The following is a 22,529-nucleotide window of genomic DNA, read 5'->3' as shown; positions in this document are numbered from 1 at the left end:
ATGCCGCGAGCAGCATGCACGTCATCACCCAGCCTAGCGCGCCCCGCCTCAAAAGCGCTTGCCGACCTGGATTTGCATCACACGGCCCAGCGCGCTGCCATAAGTCGGGTCGAAGCGGATCGCGCTGCCCGCGAGGCCCGCCTGATTGACGACCAGCGGCGGATCCTTGTCGAAAACGTTCTGCATGCTGAGGACGATGCTGAAATTGTCCGTCAGCCATGAGCCGCCCCGGTCGCCGGTGTCGAAGCCGATGGTCAGGTCGAAGGTCGTGTAGGAGCCGATCTTGGCATAGGACGGATCGACGCCGACCGGCAGTTGTGCCTGATCGATCTCATAGGAATTGCGGAAGTTGATGAAGGTGCTGGCGAACAGATCGCCCATGCCGATATCGCGCCGCCAACCAAGCTGGCCGCGCGCCTGGAAGGTGAGCGGGAAGCCGAGCTGGTTCACTTCCTGCACAAGGTCCGCGCCGGGCAGCGGGGACACCTTCCAGCTCATCGTGTAGGAGGCCACCGCACCGAGATTGAACCGCCCGATGCCGCTATCGAAGGCATAATCGATGTTGAAGTCGATGCCCCGGCCGACCGTCTTGCCTGCGTTGATCCGGCGACCGCTCACCAGCGCGAACACATTGCCCGGCGCCGTCGGCGGACCGAACAGACCGCCCCGCTCCCCGCCGGTGTTGTAGCAGCTGATCATCGCATCGTAGAGCGCCTGCGTGGTCACATTCTTCCCGAAGGCTGCGGCGCAGGACGGGTTTGCCTGATTGATCGTCGGGAAATCGCCAAAGAAGGCAGTCGGGTTGTTCGCGGCCAGTGTCGGGAAATAGGCCGGGTTGTAGATGATCTGCGAGTTGTAGATCTGCTGGTTGATCGCCGGCACGCTGCCGACGTTAAACGCCGGCGTGGTGATCTGGCCCTCATAGCTCAGCCACCAATATTTGGCGGACATGGTGAGGCCCGGCAGCGACGGTGGTGTCCAGTCGACGCCGATGGCATAGGTCTCGGAGGTCTCGGGTGCGAGATCGCGATTGGCGCCGCCGATCGACTGATAGATCGCGCCCATCGGCACGCCCTGACACGCCGCGCAGATCGCCGGCGAGAGCTGGTTGCCCGCCGTCACCAGCGGGATGACGCCTGTCTGCGAGAAGGGATCATTATCGGCAAGGCCCGGCGCCCGGAAGGACGTGCCCCAGCTGCCGAAGATCTTGAGGCCGCGCGTCGGCCAGAAGTTGAAGCCCAGACGCGGATTGGTCGTGGTGCCGGCGTCGCTATAATCATCGTAGCGGATCGAGCCATTGAGCTCGAGCTTGTAGATGAGGCCGCTTTCCGCATCCGGGCTCACGACCGGCACGAACAATTCGCCGAACACCGAAGAGACGCTGCGGGGATTGAAGTTGTTGCCGCCGAAATTATTCTCGTTGAGCAGCGAGCCTTCATAGCGTTCGACGCCCACGGCTAGCTTCACCTGCCCGGCCGGCAGGGAGAAGAGCGGGCCGTCGGCAGTCGCCGAATAGACCTGCATGTCATATTTGGTGCGGTTGATGAGCGAAGTGCCGCGCGCATTGATGGAATCTGCCGTCGCCTGATCGGTGCACTGGAAGGCGGTGGGGTCGCAGAAGAAGTTGAACGTCGCGAAGACCGGCGCCGGTGCGCCGCCCGTCTGTGTGGTGGTCGACGGCGCATCATGCGTGCCGGCGAAGGCCGACAGGGTTACCGACCAGTCATAGGGCAGCTTGATGTCGACACCGCCGCCATAGGTCCAGGTTTCGGTTTTGCCGAAGCGGCGTGGCGACCCGATGTCGTAGACGGTGCTGTAGGCCACGGAGAGCGCGCCCGTCGCGCAGGCGGCGAGAAGGTTGGCGGGACCGGTGACGACGCCGCCCGCATAATGGCTGGGGTTGCACGGGCTGAACGGATTGCTGTTGGGAATGCGCGGCAACTGGCCAAGATTGGTGACGCGGTTGCTGGTGGAGGAGTTGGGACCGTTGATGGTGAAGTCGCGCCGTACATACAGCGCGTCCGCGAACACACGGAGCCAATCGGCAACATTCTGCTCGAAGTTCATCGCAAAGCGGTCTGCCTCAACCTGCGGAATAACCTCGATACCGCTCCAGGTATTGAAATAGTTGGGCGTGGATTTGAGATCTGCGAGAGTCAGCTTCGACCCGTCCTGACCCGCCGGGATGCCGTAATAAAGGCCGTTGATGACGACATTGCCCGGCGCCGCGTAAAGCGATGAAGGCGCGCCGCCATAAGGCGAGAGATCGTCATTATAGAGATCCGGGCGTGCCGACGCCGCGAAGGCCGTCTGATAGGAATGCTGGTAGGAGAGGATGATTCCGCCCTCTCCCACACTGCCCTCACCCCAGCGCACGCCACCGATACCGGTTACATACCAGCCATCCTGACCGTCATTCTTGCGATAGCCGCCGTGGATTTCGAGCGTGTCCTCCGGCCGCCGCAGGGTATAGTTGACCGTCCCAGCGATCGCGTCCGCACCGTACAGGGCCGAGCCGCCGTCCTGCACCACGTCGATCCGCTGGATCATCTGCGCGGGGTAATTATCCCCGTCGAACGAGTTCATGTTGCCGCCTTCATACGGCACGCGGTGGCCGTTCACGAGGCTGAGCGTCGCGCCGACGCCAAGGCCGCGGACATTGGGCGACTTGTTGAAGTTGAAGGAGTTGATCGTGTTCGCCTGCTGCGCCTGTCCACCGGCATAATTGTCGCCGCCGCCCAGCCGCAGGATGGAGGGCACCGTGCCCAGAATGTCGGCGGTGCTGGAGAGGCCTGTGGCCCTGATCTCCTCCTTGCCCAGCTGAACGAGCGCCGTGCCGACCGGTGCTTCGCCGCCGATGCGGGTGCCGGTGACGATGATCGCGCGCTCATTATCGCCATTGCTATCCTGCGCTCCGACATCCGCACTCGCCGAGCCGGCTTGCGCGCCGGCCGGCTGGGCCAGCCCCAGCATCGAGGCGCTGCTGAGCAGCAGAAGCGCGAATTGCGCGCGCGACGTGAATGAAAGACGATGGCCTGCAGTCATGTTCACCCTCCCGGCCTTGCGGCTGTTTCGGGATGCACGATCCGGTACTGCGCCGCATTGCTCGCGTGTCGCAGACGAGGTCCGGTCGATGACATCCTCTCTTGTCCACTTGCCTTTGGGCTAAGCACGCGGGACGAAAATAGTGCTGTGAATTGGTTGCGGTCCCAAAGCATCATGAAAGCAGCCTCCTGAAAGGCATGAACCCGCCCCCGCAAAAGAACACACTATTTTGAGGGCAGGCGCTCATGCCAGATCGAGGAAGAATGGCATGGCGCGCAGGCAGCACCTGCACGCGCCGGGCTGAGAAAAGAGTGGGATGAGGAATGAGCGGAGCGATGAAGATCAACCAACTGCACCCCCGGTTCGTGGGCGAGATCACCGATCTGGATACCTCCCGCCCCCTCTCGCCCGAGACCGTCGAATTCTTCGAGGCGGCGATGGCGCAATATGCTGTCTGCGTGATCCGCAACGCCAGCCTGTCGGACGAGGATCATATCGCCTTCGCCCGGTCCTTCGGACCGCTGGAACTGGCACCGCCCGGGCGCAAGCGGATCGCGCCGGAGCTTTACGACATCAGCAATCTTACCGCCGAGGGCGAGATCATCCAGCCCAAGCCGGATGGCGCCCAACCGGCCGATTTTGAGCTGTTCCATACCGACAGCCCGTTCAATTCCTGGCCCACGAAATGGTCCATGTTGCTGGCCTATGTCACGCCCCCGGAGGGTGCCGATACGGAGTTCATCGACACCCGCGCCGTTTATGACGATCTGCCGGAAGACATGAAGGTAAAGATCGCCGACCTCAAGGTGGACCACGACCTTTTCCGCGCGCTGCAGCTGAACGGCGTCAAGTTCGAGGACGAAGAGATGCGGAAAAATTATCCGCGCATGGCTCATCCACTGGTCCGCACCTCGGCCAATGGCCGCAAGGCGTTGTACATGGGCTGGCACGGCGTGGGCATCGAAGGGTGGCCGGAAGACGAGGCCCGCACCTTCCTGGACGAGCTCTACCGCTTCGCCACGCAGGAGCGCTATGTCTACGCGCATAAATGGCGGCCGGGCGACATGGTCGTGTGGGACAATCGCTGCACAATGCACAGCGCGACGTCTTTCGAGCGCTATCGCTACAAGCGTGACATGCGCCGCGCGACGATCAACGAATATGGCCCGGAGGTCTCGGCGATCGAGGCCAACACGCGCGCGCCGGACTGATTGCCCCGGCCCCGCACGGCCGCTCAGCCCTGCGGGGGTTGGAACCCGGCGTAAGCCTTGGCGACCCGCTCCCGGATCGCGCAGCCTTCGGCATGGTCGTTGAACAGCCCCATGGCCTGCATGAAGGCATGGACCGTGGTCGGGCCAACGAACTTCCAGCCGCGCGTCTTGAGATCCTTCGACATGGCGATGGATGCGGGGGACGTCGAGGCGAGATGCGGAACCTCGTCTCGGGGTTCGAAGCTCCAGACATAGGCTGCGAAGGAGCCGCTTTCGCGCACGAGATCCTGCACGCGCTGCGCGTTGTTGATGACCGCTTCGATCTTGCCGCGGTGGCGGACGATGCCGGCATCCTGCAGCAGGCGCTCGACATCCGTCTCATCAAAGGCCGCGACGCGATGAAAATCGAAGCCGTGAAACGCGGCCCGAAAATTCTCGCGCTTGGTCAGGATTGTGCGCCAGCTCAGCCCCGACTGGAAGCCTTCAAGGCTCAGCTTCTCGAACAGCCGCCGATCGTCGGACACGGGATAGCCCCATTCATCGTCATGATAGGCGATGTAATCCTCAGACGCTGCGCACCAGCCGCAACGGGCCACGCCATCGGATGCCGCAAAAAGCCCCGCCATGTTCCTCCCCCATCATCCGAGCGGACAGCGCGGCGCCAAGGCACCGGCAAGCTGTGATCTAGCCTGCCGCCGTCCCTGACGCCAGCGCCGGCTCGAGGCTTCTCCCTTATCTGTCGGCAGCGCTGTTGGTGCGCCAATGTTCGTAGAGAGCCGGGATATCGCCGCTGGTCAGGATGGGCATGGCGCGTTGCAAGTCGTCATCGCTCCAATCCCACCAGCACAGCTCAAGCAGGCGGGCGACGTCCGCCTCTGCGAAGCGCTGCCGGATCAGCTTGGCGGGGTTGCCGCCGACGATGGCATAGGGGGCGACGTCCTTCGTCACGACGCTGCGCGTGCCGATGATCGCGCCATGCCCGATGGTGATGCCGGGCAGGATCACCGCTTCCGACCCGATCCACACATCATGGCCGATGACCGTGTCGCCAGCTGGCCGATAGCCATTGTGCGCACCGGCAAATGCCGGCACGTCCGGCATCCAGAAGAAGGGGAAGGTGCTGATCCAGTCACTGCGATGGCCCTGATTGCCCGCCATGATGAAGGAAGCGCCCGACCCGATGGAGCAGAACGAGCCGATGATGAGCTTGTCCGCGCCGTCATCGGGCAGCAGGTAGCGGGCGCAATCGTCGAAACCATGGCCATGATAATAGCCGGAATAATAGCTGTAGCGTCCGACCCGGATGTTGGGATGCGTGACAAGACGATCGAGCGTGATGCCCTTGAAGGGGCTTTCAAAAACATTGTGCATGATTGGTCTGGCCTGAAGATTTGATCGCCAGCATTGAGGGCGTGAGGGCCGCTGGCGCGAGACAACGTGCTCGGGCGATCGCTGGATCGCCCGCCTTCAGCTTCTCACGTCAATGACGCGGAAGCACGATGCAGATGGTACACGGTGCTATCTTCATCCCGCGATGATGGCGCAAATGCTTCAGAATGCCAAGTGAGGCGATGTATTCGCCCTCCCGCAACAGGCTATTGCTGCTCGGGATAATCCTCTGGCTTGACCGAGCCGACCATCGGGCGGTCTTCCACCTTCTCCTGAGACTGACCACCGCCGGTGCGATTGTCATTCTCGGCAGCGTCCGGCCGGGCATCGCCCATGGGACCACGGGGCATCTCGGTTGGATTGCCCTTCTCGCCCTTGTCCTTGGGAGGATTGGCCTTCGCCTCGCGATCCTTATCCATGGGCTTTCTCCTTTCCAGCAGTCTTTGGCTCCTTGCCAAAAGCCTCGCGCAGCTCATCCTTGGCTTTCTCAAGGATCTGGCGTTGCTCCTTGCCAAGATTGTCGCCGGCGCGGTTGATGTAAAAGGTGAGCATGCTCATCGCGGACTGGAGCGCGGTGCCCTTGCGCCGCTTGCTATGCTCCGCCGAGCGCTTGAGCGAGGCTGCGATCTTCGCCGGATCGTCCTGCTTGAAGACGCCCTCATCCAGATCGAGCGCGTCTGAATGTTCGGTCACATCCTGAGACCATTTCTTGTCGGCCATGGCTCAGTCCTCCCCGCTGCCGGGCTCGGCCAGCTTGCGGTGCTGCTCGGCGAGCATGGCCTGCGGGACGAAGCCCGCGGCGGCGACCTGCAGCTTGTTAGAGAGGCCCGAGACGATATGCCCCTTGCCATCCAGCAGCGCCTTCCAGCCATCGCGCGCGACTTTGGCGGGATCGGCCTTGTCCTGCTGGCCGACCTGAGTATCCAGCAGACCGGCACGCTCGAAGAACTCGGTGTCCGTGGGGCCGGGCATCAATGTGGTGAGGGTAACGCCCTCGGCCTCCTTGATCTCGTTGCGCAGCGCTTCGGTGAAATTGTCGATGAAGGCCTTGGTCGCGTTGTACACGGCATTGAAGGTGCCCGGGATGTAGCCCGCGATGGAGCCGGTGACGAGAATCTTGCCGTCATTGCGCGCGACCATGTCGGCCAGCACCTTCTGCAGAAGATAAACGGAGCCCGTGACATTGGTGTCGACAGACCGTCGCCACATGGCGACATCCTGCTCCAGAAAGGGTCCGCCCGTGCCGACCCCGGCATTGGCGCAAAGCACGTCGATCCTCCGGCCTTCCGCTGCGGCCAGAAGCCGGTCCACGCCGTCCAGCGTGGAGAGATCGGCCTCCAGCGATCGCACGTCACGGCCATGGCGCTTGAAGTCCTGCGCGGCCGCATCGATCAGCGGCTCGTCAGCGACGACGAGCAGGTCATAGCCATCCTGCGCGATGAGATGGGCGAGTTCGAAACCGATGCCGGTAGACGCGCCCGTGACGATTGCGAATTTCTCGCCCATCCCATGCCTCCTTATGCGCCCGGCATCTTTGCCAGCATGTCGATATGCTTCTGGACGACCGGAGCGATCTCGCCCGCAGCCGCCTTGAGCGCCGGCGTGTCGCCGTTGGCGGCGTAACCCTGATGGAGCGCAAGCGCCGCTGCATGGGCTTCGCGTTGGGCCGTCAGATAAGCCGTGGTGGCGGCAGTGCCCTCTGCAGCCTTGATGGCGTCCAGCTTGGCTTGCTGGTTGGCGTCAAGCGCCGGCGGCGTGACGGTCAGGCCAGCCTTCTCAGCCGCTGCCTTGAGCTTGGCGGTGGATTGGCCATGCGCATCGACCATCATGTTTGCGAAATCGGCAACCGCGTTGTCCGGATTTTTCGCGAGGATGGCGCGGGACGATTCGATCTCGAACAGGTCGCCGGCGCCTGCCTTGGCCAGATAGCCCGTCGCGTCGGTGGGCGTGGCGGACATCTCGCCCGGTGGCGGCGCGCCCACGGACATGTTCGTGGCATTGCCCGTCATGGCCATGTCGTTGTTGGTCATGGCTGTATCATTCGCCGGTGCGCCGCCCTGGCTGCACCCAGCCAATACACAGGCCGCCAACGGTATCGCATAATAGAGTTTCATCATCCGTCTCCTTGCATGAGTCATGCGGCGACCCGGTCGAGCCCCGGTTTCAGCACCACCTTGGTCACTTCGTTCTGGTGATCGTGGAACATCTTGTAGCCCTGCGGGGCTTCGCTCAGCGGCATGCGGTGGCTGATAAGGAAGGTGGTATCGATCTTCCCCTCCATGATCGCATTGAGCAGGCCCGGCAGATAATGCTGCACATGGGTCTGGCCGGTCTTGAGCGTCAGACCCTTCTCCATGAAGGCGCCGAGCGGAAACTTGTCGACGAAGCCGCCATAGACCGCCGGCATGGACACGCGGCCACCCTTGCGGCAGGCAATGATCGCCTGGCGGATCGAATGGGTGCGGTCGGTGCCTGTAAAGGTGGAGACCTTGATCTGGTCCCAGACATTGTCAGCGAAAAGACCGTGCGCCTCCAGGCCGACCGCGTCGATACAGGCGTCGGGGCCAATGCCGCCGGTCATCTCCATCAGCGCCTCGTAGGTCTTGCTCTCTTCGAAGTTGATGGTTTCCGCGCCGAACTTTGCCGCCAGCTCAAGGCGGCGGGGGAAATGATCGATTGCGATCACCCGCTCGGCGCCCATCAGGAAGGCCGCCTGCACGCAGAACAGGCCGACCGGCCCGCATCCCCAGACAGCGACCGTATCGCCGGGCTCGATCTGCGCGAACTCGGCGGCCTGCCAGCCTGTCGGCAGAATGTCGGACAGGAACAGCACCTTGTCGTCGTCGATCCCGTCGGGAATGACGATCGGGCCAACGTCGCTGAACGGCACGCGAACATATTCCGCCTGCCCGCCGGCATAGCCGCCTGTCATGTGGCTATAGCCGAACAGCGCGCTCATCGGCTGGCCGTAGAGCGTCTGGGCGATATCCTGATTATCGGCCGGGTTGGAATTGTCGCAGGCCGAATATTGGTGCTTGCCGCAATGGTAACAGCTCCCGCAGGCAATGGTAAACGGCACGACCACCCGCTGCCCTTTTTGGAGCGTCGAGCCGGGTCCGGTCTCAACCACCTCACCCATGAACTCATGGCCGAGAATGTCACCGGACTTCATCGTGGGGATGTAGCCATCATAAAGGTGCAGGTCCGAACCGCAGATTGCGGTGGATGTAACCTTGATGATCGCATCGCGCGGATTGAGGATTTCGGGATCGTCCACGGTGTCCACGCGGACATCATGCTTGCCGTGCCAGGTGAGCGCGCGCATCAGGCCGTCTCCTCTTCCAGTTGCTTATGTGTCCACGCCGACGTGGCGATCTCGCCGGTTTCCATGAGTTGCTTGAAGCGCCGCAGGTCGCGCCGGGCCTGAATGGCCGGCTCGCGCTGGAACATCTTGGCGATGACGTTGCCGATGAATCCTGCGGGCGGATCGTAGAGGATCGTCGCCGTAACCACGGTGCCGCGCGCGCCTGCATCGCGAAAATCGATTCGACCGCTGTTCGGCACGTCGGCACCCTCGGTCGAGGCCCATGCGATGAACGCGTCCGGCTGTTCCTCGGTGATCACTGCATCCCACTCGACGGTCCGGCCGCCGGGCGCCTTCACCACCCAATGGCTGGTCACATCATCGATCATGTCGACCCGCACGACATTGTCCATGAAGGTCGGCAGCCGGGTGAAGTCGCGCCAATAGGCGTAAAGCTCCGCACGGGGGCGATTGATCGTCACGGAGCGGCCGACCAGACTGTCGCCTTTGGGTTCCACCAGGGTCGCCGCAGCCTCATCGACCGCGTGGCGATCTTTGGAGGTCGTCAGCGGTGCGTCGTCGCGCGCATCGGGCATTCTACTTCTCCTGTCGCGGGTTGGCTCAGTGAGCGTATGATCAGTCAACGCGTCTCAGCTGGGACCGTTGCCCACATATCGGACGAACTCCTCAGAATAGCGGCGGGTGATCATCGCCTGCTCGCTGGACGAGACGTCCTCCATCAGCTTGGGGAACCAGGTTCCCTCCTCGGAATAGATGTGATGGGCGACCGCGCCGCGGATATGCTCGAGCTTGTCGAGATAATCCTGGCTCATCGGGTCCAGCCGTTCCAGCAAGCCCATCTCCATCTTGGCGGCGGACTGTTCCTGATAGGCAAGCTCGGCATGGCCGACCTGCTTGTCCGCGGCCAGCGCGGGATAGATCGCCGCTTCCTCCGCGATGGAATGGCCTGTCAGGAGCAGCGCCAGCCGCTCCTGCGCATCGCGACGCGTCTCGGCCGTGGTGGCGGCCTTCACGGCTGCGAACAGAGCCTCGATCTGCCGATGATGATCGAGAATATGCGCAAGCCAGCTGCCGCGCGTCGCAAGCTCCTCGGCCTTGGCCCGGGCCTCGGCCCGCGCCTCCTCGCTTTCGGGCGGGGTGACAGCGGCGATGACCTTATCGATAATGGACATGATTAATCTCCTGTTCGAAGGAACTCAGGCAACGGCATCGAGATCGACGAGCGGCTCGCGTGCCCAGAACCGCAGCGGCGCCAGCGCCGCGACGAATGCCGTCGCATCGGATTTGCTCTTGAGGGCGAAGCAGCCTTCATCGAGGTCGGGCATCAGACCGGCCTTGGTCAGCAGCGGCTCTGCTTCCTTGCTCAGGCCCATGAACTTGCAGTGGGCAAAAGCGTCCGTCACGAAGTCCTTCGCCGTGGCATCGAGCGCGAGCAACTGCCCGCCCTCCGCCGAGGCGACGACCGCGACGGCATCGAACAGGACCGAAGGCCCGCCATCCACCTTGTAGTGGGCGCCAAGGATCTTACCGTCTGACAATGTGACCCCGCCGATCTTGGGGGCAATGAACTCGATCATCGCACCGGCTTCATCGACCGCATTGATGATCGCCTGGACAAGCGTCGCATCGGCGCCGTCGGTCACCAACAGGCCGAGCTTGCGGCCGGCAAAGCTCTGCGGCCCACGCTTGATGATGCTCAGCGCATCGGACGGCGCCAGATCGGTCCGCGGCTGTACCGCCGCGGTCGCCGCCTGCGGCATGGCCAGCCCCAGCCCGTTTGCGACGGTCGCCGCGAGGTCCGCATCGATGTTCAGCAGATGCGAAACCATGCGGGAGCGGATGTCCGGCCGCTCAACGCGGGAGAGCTCGAACACCAGCGCATCGCCGATATGCTTTTGCTCGATCAACGTCTGGCTCGCATAGAACTGCGTGGCCTGGCTATAATGATCGGCAAAGCTTTCCGGGCGAATGCGCAGCTTGTCGCCATCGGCCGGCTCCGCATAGCTCTTGAAGCCGCGCTGCGGATCCTCGCGCGGACCGCCGATTTCCGCGCCCCAGCTATTGGGCTCGTAATTGGCGCGACCAACGGGATTGCGCATCGCCATATGCCCATCCTGCTGGAAATGCGCGAACGGGCAGCGCGGAGCGTTGATCGGCAAATGCGTGAAATTGGGCGAGCCAAGGCGCTTGAGCTGCGTATCCAGATAGGAGAAATTACGCCCCTGCAACAGCGGGTCGTTGCTGAAGTCGATGCCCGGCACGACATTCTGCGTGCAGAAAGCAACCTGCTCGGTCTCGGCGAAGAAGTTATCGACCAGACGATCGAGCACCAGACGACCCACGACGCGGATCGGCACCAGTTCCTCGGGAATGATCTTGGTGGCATCGAGCACATCGAAATCGAAGCTGTCGGCGAATTCCTGATCGAAAAGCTGGAGGCCCAGTTCCCATTCGGGAAAATCGCCGGCTTCAATGGCGGCCCAGAGGTCCCGCCGGTGGAAGTCGGGGTCGGCGCCGTTGATCTTGACCGCCTCGTTCCAGGCCACCGACTGAAGGCCCAGCTTGGGCTTCCAGTGGAACTTGACGAACGTCGACTTTCCGTCTGCATCGACCAGCCGGAAGGTATGGACGCCAAACCCTTCCATGAAGCGGAAGGAGCGCGGGATCGTCCGGTCAGACATGATCCACATGACCATGTGCATCGATTCCGGCGTCAGGCTGATGAAGTCCCAGAAATTGTCATGCGCCGTCTGGGCCTGCGGAAAGGCGCGATCCGGCTCGGGCTTGGCGGCATGGATCAAATCGGGAAACTTCATCGCGTCCTGGATGAAGAAGACCGGGATATTGTTGCCAACGAGGTCCCAATTGCCCTCCTTGGTGTAGAGCTTCACCGCAAAGCCCCGCACGTCGCGCGCGAGATCGAACGAGCCCTTGGACCCGGCCACGGTCGAGAAGCGCACGAAGGCCTCGGTCCGCTCGCCTACCCGCTGGAAGAGATCGGCACGGGTGACGTCAGACAGGCTGTCTGTCAGCTCGAAAAAGCCATGGGCGCCATAACCGCGCGCATGAACCACGCGCTCCGGGATACGCTCATGATCGAAGTGGAACATCTTCTCGCGGAAATGGAAGTCTTCCAGCAGCGCGGGGCCGCGCGCGCCCTGCTTGAGGCTGTTCTGGTCATCGGAAACGGGAACGCCCTGCGCGGTCGTCAGCGTCGCGACATCACCGCCAGCGGTCTGCCGCGTCTCGCCACCCTCGCCCATCGGTCCTTCAAAAACAGGCATGTCCTCAAAGGCGGCATCTGCAGAAGGGCTGTTTGCCGATGACCGCTGCTGATCGGATTTCATCGGCGCACGGCCTTTCGCCGCACGCGTTGCCTGTTTCGCCATCGCGGTTCCTTGTCATTGCTGGGATGTGAACGAGTTCGTCTCGTGCTTCACCAACACGCCGTCCGGATGACAGTTGCCTGTTAAGGCTAGGAATTAACATTGATCATAGTGAAAGCCGATCGGTGCTGGATCGCCAGCGCGGCTTATCCGTTAGCCACTCGATGTTGATGGATCGCCTCCTTGCAAACCGCCGCGGCGTTGCCCTGACGCCGGAAGAACGAGCCGCGCTCGAAGACACGATTCTCGAGGTTCGCACCTTTGAGCCCCGCACGACGATTGTCGAAGCGGGTCAGATTGTGGATGTCAGCAGCTTCCTGGTCGAAGGGATCATGTCGCGCTATATCGATGATCGCAAAGGCTTGCGGCAACTCGTCGCCATCCATGTGCCTGGCGAATTCGTCGATCTCCATGCCTATCCCATGCGAGAGCTGGACCATGCCATCGGCACGCTCACGACCGCGAGCATCGCCATCGTGCCGCACAAAGCCTTGAGGGAAGTGCTCGACCCCCGGCCCGATCTGGCGCGCAAGCTGTGGTTCTCGACGCTCATCGATGCTGCCCTTCATCGTGCCTGGTTGTTCCGGGTGGGCCGGCTCGACGCGGTGGGGAGAGTCGCCCATTTCCTGTGCGAGATGAATGCCCGCCTGTATGCGGTGGGATTATCGGACGGACATCGCTTCGTGCTGACCCTGACGCAGGGCGACATTGCCGAGATTTGCGGCTTGACTACCGTTCACACCAATCGGGTGCTCCGCCAATTAAGAGAAGCCGGACTGTGCGAGAGGCACGCCTCACTGGTCCAGATCAACGATTATGCCGGTCTGGCCCGCCGGGGCAATTTTTCATCAGATTATCTGTATCTCGCCCCCTGCGCAGATATCCAGCAAGGAGGACCAGCATGACTGTCCACTCCCCAATCGAGCCTCATGCCGAACCGGGCGTCGCCACGGCCGAGGAGGATCATGTCATCCTCGAGGGTCCGGGCGGGATCGCTGTCACCATGACGGCGGACGCAGCCGTTGCCACGGGCGAGAGTCTGATCGAAGCCGGTGAGGAGGCGCAAAGGCACCTGAAGACGAAGTAACTGCGTGATCTCAGATGCAACGCAAGCTTGGACTGGGACGGTCACGGGACGCGTCGATCGCTTGTCGACTCTTCGCGGAGCCCCCGGCGCCGGGAACGATGTCGACCGGATGGAAGTTTCTCTCCAGCGATGAGGACGACAGGTCGAAAGATGATGTTTCCGCAGCAAAAAGCTTCGCAGGGTGCCGACGCTGAGACCCTTGCACCGGCGTTGCCTGATGACATCATTGCGGCGGCCATGGCTGTGCTCGAAACCGCCAGTCAGGCGGAGATCGGGATCGCCACCGCAGAAAGTTGCACCGGCGGCCTGCTCGCATCGCTGCTGACCGATATCGAGGGCACCAGCAACGCCTTTGACCGGGGCTTCGTGGTCTACAGCGAGGATGCCAAATGCGATCTGCTCGGGCTCAGCCATGAGCTTGTCGAGGATTGCGGCGCGGTGAGTGAACCTGTCGCACGCGCGATGGCTGAAGGGGCCTTGCGCCGATCCAAAGCGCGACTAGCGATTGCGATCACCGGCTTTGCCGGCCCCGGTGCCTCCGACGATGAGCCGGGGCTGGTCCATTTCGCCTGCGCCGCGCATGGGGCGGATACGCGCCACAGCGTCCATCACTTCGGCGACATCGGGCGCGGCGCGACCAGGATCGAATGCCTGCGCGTTGCGCTCACCATGTTGAGCGAGATGCTCGCCGAGGTGGCCGCCGATCCGCAGCGGACCGCGTGAGGCCGCCCATGGCGACACCGGCACCCGATGGCATCACGCAAGAGCATGAGAGCAACAGCCGGCGGGCCAATCCCTGGCCGCTGGTCCTGCTCACGGTGCTCTTGGGCGCCGGTCTGACCGGCCTGTTTGCGGGGCAGGCTCCTGTCGTGCGCAAAAGCTCGAACGACCGCATCACCCTCCTCGTGCAAACGCCGGAAACGCTGCGCAACGGCATGGTTTTTGAGACCATCGTCGAGGTGACGCCGCGCAAACCGATCGGTGATCTGGTGATTGCCGTGTCGGATGACCTCTGGCGGGAGATGACGATCAATACGATGATCCCGGCCGCAAGCGAGGAAAGTTATAAGGACGGCTCTCGTCAGTTCTCGTTCGGCGAAGCAAAGCCCGGCGAGACCTTCCGCTTCAAGATCGACGGGCAGATCAACCCGCCGCTGTTCGCCGGTACACGCGGCAAGATCGCCGCCCTCGACGGGGAGCGCGAACTCGCTGCCCTCCCCGTCCACATCAAGGTCTTGCCCTGATGGATATCATCCTGCGCGCCAGCGTGATGTTCTTCATCATGTACATGCTGCTCCGGCTGCTGGGCAAACGCGAGCTCAGCCAGGTCACGCCGTTCGAACTGGTGCTGCTGGTGGTGATGGGCGATCTCGTCCAGCAGGGCATCACCCACAATGATCTCAGCATGACCGGCGCCGCGCTCGCTATCGGCACCATTGCCTTCTGGGCGCTGGCGCTGAGCTGGATCACCTATCTTTCCCCTCGCGCCGAGCGGCTGCTGGAAGGCGTGCCGCGCGTGCTGATCAAGGATGGGGAACTGATTACCCCCAATATGCGCCGTGATCGGGTGACCCGGGCCGAGGTTGAAATCGAGATGCGGCTGGCGGGTATCGCCAACATATCCGAGGTCGCCTGGGCCATCCTCGAACCCAATGGCAAAATGAGCTTCATCGCAAAGAAGGACGATGGGCCGGCCAAGCAGGAAGATGATGACAAGGCCGTCTGACCGGCTCCACTGAACGCGCGGCCAATCTTTCCAGCTGAGCGAACGCGGCAGGGTTGCCCACAGGCCGGCATCATTGTATCAGCAGGTCCGCCGACCAAACGAACTAATGTATTGGTTCAATCATGCGCATTCACCGTACAGCTGGCCTCACACTATGAGGCCACGCATCGAGACCGTGACTCGTCCCACAGCCCTGCTGCTGCAGCCCGGCGACTTGGCGCTCCCTGCCCGGCCCGAATGGCGCTCGTTCGCGCAGAGTTGGGATGACCTGCCCCGCGACATGTGGATGGCCGATGGCGGAACCTATCGCCGCCGCCGCTACGCTGCCTTTGAGATCGATGGCGACGCCTGCGCGCGCCTGCCGCATCGCGCCCATTATCAGGATCGCGATCACAATCCCTTGAATGGCGGCGTCGAACGCTGGTTTGCGCCCATGGCGGACGAACAGGCCGAGAGCGCGTTGTTGCAAGATCTGATGCGGGATACTGCGGCGCGCATTTCGCAGGCCAGCGGTTGCGAAGAGCACGCATGGATGGTCGAGGCCCATCAGTTTCGCATTGAGGCCCTGCCCGACCTCCCCGGCCTACCGACCCCTGAGGGGATGCATCAGGATGGGCGCGATTGGGTGTTGATCCTGCTGGTCGGCGGTAGCAATTATTCCGGCGGAGAGACCCGCGTCGAAACTGTTTCGGGCGCATGCCTGCTCGAACACCGGCTCGCGCACGCCGGCGAGGCGCTGCTCCTCGATGATGGACAGGTGCGCCACGGAACCACACCGATCCAGTCGGAAGCCGGGGGTCTGCCGGCCTGGCGGGATACGCTGGTCCTGACCTTCGCGAACGCCGCGGGGCGCTGAGCGGCCGGCGTGGATCGCTTCTTCATCGTCACCGGCGGCCCCGGATCGGGCAAGACCACACTGCTCGATGCGCTGGCCCGGCACGGCATCGCGACCATGGCCGAGGCCGGGCGCGCGATCATCCAGCAACAGATGGCCGCAGGCGGCAGCGCCCTGCCCTGGGCCGACCGCGAGGCGTTCGCGGGGAAGATGCTGGCGTTCGACGTGACGTCCTATGAGGCCGCAAAGGGACGATCCGGCCCGATCCTCTTCGACCGGGGCATCCCGGATGTCATCGGCTATCGCGCCCTGTGCGGCCTTTCGGTTCCGCACGATCTGGAGCGGACCGCCAGCGCGCACCGCTACAATAACGACGTCTTCATCGCCCCGCCCTGGGCGGAGATTTATGCGCAGGATGCCGAGCGCAAACAGGACTGGTCAGAAGCCGTGGCGACCCATGAGGTCATGGCCCGGGTTTATTCCGACCTTGGATATAATCTCGTGCCGCTACCGTTTACGACTCCGGACGAGCGCGCGGATTTCGTGCTGCGCAGGATCAGCGCCAACGCGTCAGCCTGACGACGATCGCCCCTCACACAAGCCCCCGCGCGGCGCTGTCGCCGGCGGGCGTCAGCATTTCCACCACCTCATGAAGCGCCTGCTCGAGACGATCCCGTGACGGGATCGCGCCGAGGCACAGCCGCACGCCCGAGGGCGCACAGGGATCGACGGCCGGCGCGTCGGGCGGGGTGAGCGCAATGCCGGCACGAAGGGCGCGGGCGCTCAGGCGCTCGGCATCGAGCATCGGCATCGGCATCCACACATGCAGGCTGCGCGACGCGCCGGGCACGGCCATGGCCTTGCCGAGAATGTCGCAGGCGAGCTGCGTCCGCACCTCCGTCTCGGCGATCAGCTCGTCGGCGATGCGATCGGCCGTGCCATCCTGCTCCCACTGGCTGAACACCAGACCGCCCAAGGACGGCGGCGTATAACCAAAGGCGCGGACACCGAGCAGCAGTCGGTCGCGAATCCCGCCATCCGCCGGCGGCAGCAGAAAGCCGAGGCGAAGCCCCGGCGCGACGGCCTTGGACACGGCGGCCACCATCAGCGTGCGCTCGGGCGCCAGATCGGCGAAACTCTCCGGGGCGTCGCGATCCGCGAACACGCGATAGGCATCGTCCTCGACGATCATCAGATCCTGCGCGCGCGCCACCTCGATGATCTCTGCGCGTCGCGCGGCATCGAGCGTGATGGTGGTAGGGTTCTGCAGGGTCGGGATCAACACCACCACGCGCGCACCGGTCTCGCGGGCGGCGCGGGCCAGTGCTTCGGGCTCGAGCCCGCGTTGATCCATGGCGACACCGCCCAGGCGATAACGGGCATGATCGGCCAGCGTCCGGATGCCGGGATAGGTAGCCGCCTCGCACAAGATCGTATCGCCGGGCCGCGCCAGCGCCGAGAAGGCAAGCGCAAGGCCGTGTTGGCCGCCATTGCACTGGATCACGCGATCCCGCGTGGCGCGCAGAACGCCATGGCGACGGCTGAGCCAGGAGGCGCCGGCCTCCCGGATGGATCCAAGCCCCTCGGGCGGCGCATAATTGACAGCTGTCGCCAGATCCGCGCGCTGTCGCACACGGCTCAACCCTTCACCAATCCAGCGCTCGGCGGGCGCGAGCGGCGGAATGTTGCGCGCCATGTCCACTGGCCCGCCCGCCTCGGCCGGCGATTGCGGCCGCGCTCGGTCCGCGACGAAGGAACCGCGCCCGACATGGCTGGAGATAAAGCCCCGCCGTTCCGCCTCGACATAAGCGCGGCTGACCGTCCCGACACTCAGCGCCAGACGATGGGCAAGGTCCCGCTGCGGCGGGAGGCGATCACCGGGGACGAGCCGCCCCTCGCGCACGTCGCGCTCCAGCGCGGCGACAAGACGCTCGTACATCGGCGCATCGTCGCCCGACACCTGCGGCCGCCAGTCCTTCATCCATCATCCTCGCTCGATTGAACCGGTGCAATATCACATTTGACACATGGATCAATCGCGATCATTTCCGGAAGCGGGAGATCATCATGGATACCAGCCTGCTCGCGCCTTTGGCGCTCTACAGTTTCGTCTGCACGGCCACGCCTGGCCCCAATAACATCATGCTCGCCTCATCCGGGCTGGTGTTCGGATTCCGGCGGACGCTGCCCCATATTTTCGGCATCAACTTCGGTTGTGCGGCGATGCTGGCCTTGAGCGGGTTGGGCCTTGGCGCGATCTTCGAAGCCTGGCCGATCCTGCGCTGGGTGCTGCGCATCGGGGGCGCAGCCTATCTGGCCTGGCTTGCGGTGAAACTCTGGCAGTCCGAAGGCATGGCCCGGCGTGAAGGGGCGCATCCGATGACCTTCTGGCAGGCGGCGGCCTTCCAGTTCATCAATCCCAAGGCATGGGCCATCACCGTGCCTGCCATCGCCACCTTTACCGTGGCGGACCGTCCGCTGGGTCTGCAGCTTGCGGTGATCGTCGCGGCTTTCTCGCTGGTCGGCCTGCCCTCCATCGCGGGCTGGGCGGCCATGGGCGCCGGCGCGCGCGAATTGCTCGAGAGTCGCAAGGCCATGACCATGTTCGTGCGGACCATGGCCATCATCACGGCGCTCACCGCTTTGCTGTTTCTGATCTAGGGAGCTGGACGCGTGACACGCGACGCGATGATGCGCTTTGCGGCCCGGTGGATCGCCAACTGTAACGCGCGCGATCTGGAGGCGGTGCTTTCGCACTTCGCCGAGGACGCGCGCTTCATCAGTCCCTTGGCCAGGGAGGTTACCGGTTCGCGCATTATCGAGGGCAAGGCCGCGTTGCGCGCTTATTGGTCCGATGCGCTTGCGGTCACCACGGACATGCACTTCACCCTGATCGCGGCGGTGTGCGACATCGAGGCACAGGTGCTGGACGTGCATTATCTCGCGCAGCGGAACGGCCGATCCCGGCGCGCGCTGGAGACGATGCGGTTCGTGGATGGCAAGCAGGTGGAAGGCGAGGCCTTCTTCGGCATTGATCTCACAGACTGATAGCAGGCGCGGTTGCCAAAGCCCGCGCGAGCGTCTAGCAGTATCCGTACATCAAGAGTTCGGGCGACGCCCAACGCCAACCTGCCAATCCGGGCAAGGTGGCACTCCGCAAGGAGGATGTGGCCGAACGGCAATTATGCGGATCAAGCCACTCAGCGTCGACCCGGACAAGGACCGACGCACCGTGCCGATCAAGATACCAGACCACCTCCCCGCCCGCCGTACCCTGGAAGCGGAAGGCGTCCTCGTGATGGACGAAGGCACCGCCACGCGGCAGGACATCCGGCCACTACGGATCGGCCTGCTGAACCTGATGCCGGACAAGATCAGCACCGAGACGCAGATTGCCCGGCTGCTCGGCGCCACGCCGCTCCAGATCGAGCTGACGCTGGTGCGGATTACGGATCACGCCACCCGCAATACCTCCGCCGATCATATGGCCGCCTTTTATCGACCGTGGAGCGCGGTACGCCATGAGCGGTTCGATGGCTTCATCATCACCGGGGCGCCGGTGGAGCGGCTCGATTATGAGGATGTACGCTACTGGCCGGAACTGACCGACATATTCGACTGGACGCAGACGCATGTTCACCGCAGCCTGACGATCTGCTGGGCGGCGCAGGCGGCGCTTTATCACTTCCATGGCCTGCGCAAGCGCACCTTGGAGCAGAAGGCGTTCGGGATCTTCCCGCATCGCAATCGCCTGCCGACCTCGCCATATCTGCGGGGCATGTCCGACGTGTTCGACGTGCCGGTGTCGCGCTGGACCGAGGTGCCGCAGATGGAGCTGGAGACAGCGCCGCATCTGCAGATCCTTGCCGATGCGGCCGGAACAGGCGCGGGTCTGGTTTATGACGAGGCCCGGCACATGCTCCACATGTTCAACCATCTCGAATATGATACGGAGACGCTCGCACGCGAATATGCCCGCGATGGCGGGGCCTGTTTGCCTGTCGACTATTTCCCGCAGAATGACCCAACGCGTCCGCCGCTGAACAGCTGGCGGAGTCACGCCCATCTGCTGTTCGCCAACTGGATCAACGAGGCCTATCAAACCACCGCGTTCGACCTTGCGCATGTCGGGCGGGAGCCACTGCCGGTGTCGTGAAGGACATCACCGGTTCCGCGCACGCCGTAGCCTCCAGTTGGCGATGTGCGCCCCCGCGAGCAGCAGGCTGCCCGAGACCGTGATCGCCGTTTCCAGAATTTCCCGGCTGGCGAACAGGATGCCGACCGCCATCAGCGCCAGGCCGACCGCGCCGATCGCCAAGGGCACGGGCGCGCGATGCCTGCGCCAACCACTCACCAGCGCCAAGGCACTGGTTGGTACCGCGAGCGCGAGGACGACGGCGTGGAAGCTCTCGCCCGGATCGATCTGATCGGCGAAGGCCGGGAGGGCTGCCAGCAGCAGCGGCAGTCCCAGACAGTGGATCATGCAGGCGACGGAGGCGCAGACGGCAAAGCCATCCAGCCAGTCGTTTCTGCTCCGGGTTTGCGTGAGGGGAGATGCGGCGGCTGCGTGATTCAATTCCATGCCACTATTATGATATGGTATATCATGTCTTTCAAGGCATGGAGGCATTTAATTGGTCGGAACGCTACCTCTGAAGCAGCCCGCTATTCAAACGCTACGCGCCGTCAATCAGGGAGCGAACGCCTGAACAACGCGCGGCCGCCTACCCTCTCAGTTCCACCAGCATTGAGACTGCGCCAGCGCGCCCGCAACGTGGAAAACTCCACGTCGCGGGCGTTCGCATTCAAGCCTTGGGGATCACCGGCACCAGTAGATGGCTGTCATACTGACCACCGGTGTGGATGATATGTGTGCCGGCGTTGCGCAGTTCTTCGTGGCGCGCGAAGGGCAGCATCGGCAGGCCCTCGCGATAGATATCCATGCCCTTCACGACGACGCGCAATTGCTCGCCCGCCCGGAACAGCGTGGAGGACGGCCAGATCTCGATATCGACAGGCACCGGAACGCCCGGCTCCAGCGGCTCCTCGACCAGATGGCTGTGAACCGGCTGGAACGGCGTCGAGCGTGCCTCATCCAAGGCGCGATGGCTGGCCCGCAGCCAACCCAGTGCCACCGGACCATTTTCGAAGAAGGCGTAGAAGGTCATGCCGACCGGATTGCCATCGGCATCGAGCTTCTGCAGCGCGACGAACAGGTCCATGTCGTCCGCGCCCTGCGCTTCCACCCACAGGCGCAGCTTCATGTAGCCGGTCAGTTCGGTATCCTTGTCGAAGCGGATATCGAAGCGGGCCTCGCCGGCTTCATCGAGCGGCTCATAGGAGGCGCTGGCTGCATTGCCCACGGGCTCGCCCTGCATCGTGCCGGTCGCGGCATCGAGATAGAGCGGCGTGTAGACCGTGCGTGCCAGCGGCCATTCCTGCTCGCCGCGCATGGTCCATGTCTGCGCGCTTTCGCGGACTTCGAGCAGCACCTTGGGCCAGTCGGCAAGGCCGCTCTCGACGCCCTTGAGATAGCGATCGAAGAAGACGCGGGCCAGCTCTTTGCTCTCGGGCATATAATAATGCGCCCATTTCTTGCGGCCATGGCCAATCAGCCATTTGTCCGGCGAGGAGAATTGGCGGAAGGCCTCGAAGGTGCCACGGGTATGCAGTGCCTGATCCGCCCAACTGCCCACGACCAGCGCCGGAATGTCGATGGCCGACAGGTCGACTTCCTTGCTCGCCCAATAGGCATCGTACAACGGATGCGCCTGCACATTGGCGTTGGTATCCTCGTAGCGCTGATGGCCAAAGCGCAGATTGCTGCTGCCGCGCGGCAGGAAGCCCGTCTCGCGAATGCCGCCATGATAGGCGAATTCGCGATACCAGTCCGAGAAGCCTTCCCACGGATTAATGGCGGCCAGATGCGGCGGCTTGAGCTGACCGACGAGATACTGGATCGCCGCGAGATAGGAGACGCCGGTCATGCCGACCTTGCCATTGCTCCAATCCTGCACGCCGAGCCATTCGATGAGATCGTAGCAATCTTCTCCCTCGCCAAGGCCGTTGTGACGCACCTCGCCCTCGGACTGCCACATGCCGCGCGAGTCCGCATTGCACACGGCATAGCCATGGGCGCACCAGAAGGCCGGATCGGGCGCCTCGAAGGCGGTGAAGCGGGACATCCAACCGGCCTCCACGCCTGAATGGGGCGGGAAAAGCTTATCCGAAAGGCCATGCTTGCCATAAGGGCTCCAGCCCAGCAACACAGGCAGCGGGCCAGCGGCGGCATCGGCGGGACGATAGAGATCGACATAGATGTGAACGCCGTCGCGCAGCGTCACCTGGATATTGCGGTCGATGAGGAGGCCGCCCTCTTCCCACTGCTCATGGGCAATCGGCGGCAGCGGCGGCTTGCCCGGCGCTGTCGTGGGATCAATGCTATCCTGCATGATCAGCGTGAAGCCGGCCGTATCGCTCATCGACTATCCTCTCGTCTGGAAATTAAAAATGCCCGGCGATCGG

Annotated in this window: 25 protein-coding genes and 1 riboswitch; of the genes, 11 read left to right on the top strand and 14 right to left on the bottom strand. The window is 63.4% G+C overall.

Going from position 1 to position 22,529, the window contains the following annotated elements:
* Window positions 1-48: 48 nt before the first annotated feature.
* The gene (locus tag M2341_RS08900; RefSeq protein WP_264584987.1) at window positions 49-3,045 is read right to left on the bottom strand and encodes a TonB-dependent receptor plug domain-containing protein; all 2,997 of its coding nucleotides are present in this window, start codon (window positions 3,043-3,045) and stop codon (window positions 49-51) included.
* Between the two features lie 335 nt (window positions 3,046-3,380).
* Here M2341_RS08900 and M2341_RS08895 point away from each other — a divergent pair, with 335 nt between their 5' ends.
* Window positions 3,381-4,256: a TauD/TfdA dioxygenase family protein gene (locus M2341_RS08895; protein WP_264584986.1), complete on the top strand. Its 876-nt coding sequence runs from the start codon at window positions 3,381-3,383 to the stop codon at window positions 4,254-4,256.
* A 23-nt stretch (window positions 4,257-4,279) separates the two neighbouring features.
* Here the strand turns inward: M2341_RS08895 and M2341_RS08890 are convergent, their stop codons facing one another.
* From M2341_RS08890 to M2341_RS08845, 10 genes are all read right to left on the bottom strand, one after another.
* On the bottom strand, window positions 4,280-4,882 hold the full coding sequence (locus tag M2341_RS08890; RefSeq protein ID WP_319801047.1) for a DNA-3-methyladenine glycosylase I: 603 nt from the start codon (window positions 4,880-4,882) through the stop codon (window positions 4,280-4,282).
* A 106-nt stretch (window positions 4,883-4,988) separates the two neighbouring features.
* A complete protein-coding gene (gene catB, locus M2341_RS08885; RefSeq protein ID WP_264584985.1) occupies window positions 4,989-5,627 on the bottom strand; it encodes a type B chloramphenicol O-acetyltransferase in 639 nt (212 codons plus the stop codon).
* Between the two features lie 224 nt (window positions 5,628-5,851).
* Window positions 5,852-6,064 carry a hypothetical protein gene (locus M2341_RS08880; protein WP_181561598.1) on the bottom strand — a complete coding sequence of 71 codons (213 nt, stop codon included), beginning with the start codon at window positions 6,062-6,064 and terminating at the stop codon, window positions 5,852-5,854.
* Window positions 6,057-6,365: a DUF3175 domain-containing protein gene (locus M2341_RS08875; RefSeq protein WP_264584984.1), complete on the bottom strand. Its 309-nt coding sequence runs from the start codon at window positions 6,363-6,365 to the stop codon at window positions 6,057-6,059. Before M2341_RS08875 ends, M2341_RS08880 begins: the two co-directional genes overlap by 8 nt.
* Before the next feature lie 3 nt (window positions 6,366-6,368).
* Window positions 6,369-7,151 (bottom strand): SDR family NAD(P)-dependent oxidoreductase, encoded by a 783-nt coding sequence (locus M2341_RS08870; RefSeq protein ID WP_264584983.1) that lies wholly within the window; start codon window positions 7,149-7,151, stop codon window positions 6,369-6,371.
* Window positions 7,152-7,162: 11 nt separating this feature from the next.
* Entirely contained in the window at window positions 7,163-7,675 is a 513-nt protein-coding gene (locus M2341_RS08865) for a DUF4142 domain-containing protein (RefSeq protein WP_264584982.1), read from the bottom strand.
* Window positions 7,676-7,779: 104 nt separating this feature from the next.
* The gene (locus tag M2341_RS08860; protein ID WP_264584981.1) at window positions 7,780-8,970 is read right to left on the bottom strand and encodes a zinc-dependent alcohol dehydrogenase; all 1,191 of its coding nucleotides are present in this window, start codon (window positions 8,968-8,970) and stop codon (window positions 7,780-7,782) included.
* Complete coding sequence (locus tag M2341_RS08855; RefSeq protein WP_264584980.1) at window positions 8,970-9,545, bottom strand: SRPBCC family protein; 576 nt, start codon at window positions 9,543-9,545, stop codon at window positions 8,970-8,972. The genes M2341_RS08860 and M2341_RS08855 overlap by 1 nt, the downstream gene beginning before the upstream one ends.
* Before the next feature lie 54 nt (window positions 9,546-9,599).
* Window positions 9,600-10,142 carry a hemerythrin domain-containing protein gene (locus M2341_RS08850; protein WP_264575866.1) on the bottom strand — a complete coding sequence of 181 codons (543 nt, stop codon included), beginning with the start codon at window positions 10,140-10,142 and terminating at the stop codon, window positions 9,600-9,602.
* 24 nt (window positions 10,143-10,166) lie between these two features.
* Entirely contained in the window at window positions 10,167-12,254 is a 2,088-nt protein-coding gene (locus tag M2341_RS08845) for a catalase (protein ID WP_413715352.1), read from the bottom strand.
* 266 nt (window positions 12,255-12,520) lie between these two features.
* Between M2341_RS08845 and M2341_RS08840 the strand changes: the two genes are divergently transcribed.
* The 7 genes from M2341_RS08840 to M2341_RS08810 all read left to right on the top strand — a co-directional run bounded on the left by M2341_RS08840 (window position 12,521) and on the right by M2341_RS08810 (window position 16,583).
* A complete protein-coding gene (locus M2341_RS08840; RefSeq protein WP_264578810.1) occupies window positions 12,521-13,261 on the top strand; it encodes a Crp/Fnr family transcriptional regulator in 741 nt (246 codons plus the stop codon).
* Window positions 13,258-13,443, top strand: coding sequence for a hypothetical protein (locus tag M2341_RS08835; RefSeq protein ID WP_264584979.1), 186 nt, complete (start codon window positions 13,258-13,260; stop codon window positions 13,441-13,443). The genes M2341_RS08840 and M2341_RS08835 overlap by 4 nt, the downstream gene beginning before the upstream one ends.
* 237 nt (window positions 13,444-13,680) lie before the next feature.
* Window positions 13,681-14,166 carry a CinA family protein gene (locus M2341_RS08830; RefSeq protein WP_264584978.1) on the top strand — a complete coding sequence of 162 codons (486 nt, stop codon included), beginning with the start codon at window positions 13,681-13,683 and terminating at the stop codon, window positions 14,164-14,166.
* Between the two features lie 8 nt (window positions 14,167-14,174).
* Window positions 14,175-14,687: a hypothetical protein gene (locus M2341_RS08825; RefSeq protein WP_264584977.1), complete on the top strand. Its 513-nt coding sequence runs from the start codon at window positions 14,175-14,177 to the stop codon at window positions 14,685-14,687.
* Window positions 14,687-15,169 (top strand): DUF421 domain-containing protein, encoded by a 483-nt coding sequence (locus M2341_RS08820; protein ID WP_181559562.1) that lies wholly within the window; start codon window positions 14,687-14,689, stop codon window positions 15,167-15,169. Before M2341_RS08825 ends, M2341_RS08820 begins: the two co-directional genes overlap by 1 nt.
* 175 nt (window positions 15,170-15,344) lie before the next feature.
* Window positions 15,345-16,025 (top strand): 2OG-Fe dioxygenase family protein, encoded by a 681-nt coding sequence (locus tag M2341_RS08815; RefSeq protein ID WP_264584976.1) that lies wholly within the window; start codon window positions 15,345-15,347, stop codon window positions 16,023-16,025.
* Window positions 16,026-16,034: 9 nt separating this feature from the next.
* On the top strand, window positions 16,035-16,583 hold the full coding sequence (locus tag M2341_RS08810) for an AAA family ATPase (RefSeq protein WP_264584975.1): 549 nt from the start codon (window positions 16,035-16,037) through the stop codon (window positions 16,581-16,583).
* Window positions 16,584-16,596: 13 nt separating this feature from the next.
* Here the strand turns inward: M2341_RS08810 and M2341_RS08805 are convergent, their stop codons facing one another.
* Complete coding sequence (locus tag M2341_RS08805; RefSeq protein WP_264584974.1) at window positions 16,597-17,985, bottom strand: PLP-dependent aminotransferase family protein; 1,389 nt, start codon at window positions 17,983-17,985, stop codon at window positions 16,597-16,599.
* 86 nt (window positions 17,986-18,071) lie between these two features.
* Here M2341_RS08805 and M2341_RS08800 point away from each other — a divergent pair, with 86 nt between their 5' ends.
* The 3 genes from M2341_RS08800 (at window position 18,072) to M2341_RS08790 (ending at window position 20,160) form a co-directional block, all read left to right on the top strand.
* On the top strand, window positions 18,072-18,665 hold the full coding sequence (locus tag M2341_RS08800) for a LysE family translocator (RefSeq protein ID WP_264584973.1): 594 nt from the start codon (window positions 18,072-18,074) through the stop codon (window positions 18,663-18,665).
* A 12-nt stretch (window positions 18,666-18,677) separates the two neighbouring features.
* Window positions 18,678-19,052, top strand: a complete 375-nt coding sequence (locus tag M2341_RS08795; protein ID WP_264584972.1) for a nuclear transport factor 2 family protein — start codon at window positions 18,678-18,680, stop codon at window positions 19,050-19,052.
* A 43-nt stretch (window positions 19,053-19,095) separates the two neighbouring features.
* A riboswitch (SAM-I-IV-variant riboswitch) is annotated at window positions 19,096-19,200 on the top strand.
* Window positions 19,201-19,236: 36 nt separating this feature from the next.
* Window positions 19,237-20,160 (top strand): homoserine O-succinyltransferase, encoded by a 924-nt coding sequence (locus M2341_RS08790; RefSeq protein ID WP_264586015.1) that lies wholly within the window; start codon window positions 19,237-19,239, stop codon window positions 20,158-20,160.
* Window positions 20,161-20,166: 6 nt separating this feature from the next.
* On the opposite strand, the gene M2341_RS08785 is transcribed toward M2341_RS08790, so the two are convergent.
* Window positions 20,167-20,586, bottom strand: a complete 420-nt coding sequence (locus M2341_RS08785) for a MerC domain-containing protein (protein WP_264584971.1) — start codon at window positions 20,584-20,586, stop codon at window positions 20,167-20,169.
* 223 nt (window positions 20,587-20,809) lie between these two features.
* Entirely contained in the window at window positions 20,810-22,486 is a 1,677-nt protein-coding gene (locus M2341_RS08780; protein ID WP_264584970.1) for a CocE/NonD family hydrolase, read from the bottom strand.
* Window positions 22,487-22,529: the final 43 nt, after the last annotated feature.

It is taken from the genome of Sphingobium sp. B7D2B, from assembly GCF_025961895.1.
In the GTDB taxonomy this organism is placed as follows: Bacteria; Pseudomonadota; Alphaproteobacteria; order Sphingomonadales; family Sphingomonadaceae; genus Sphingobium.
The sequence above is the reverse complement of the archived record's forward strand: the minus strand, read 5'-3'. Positions and strand labels throughout refer to the sequence as shown.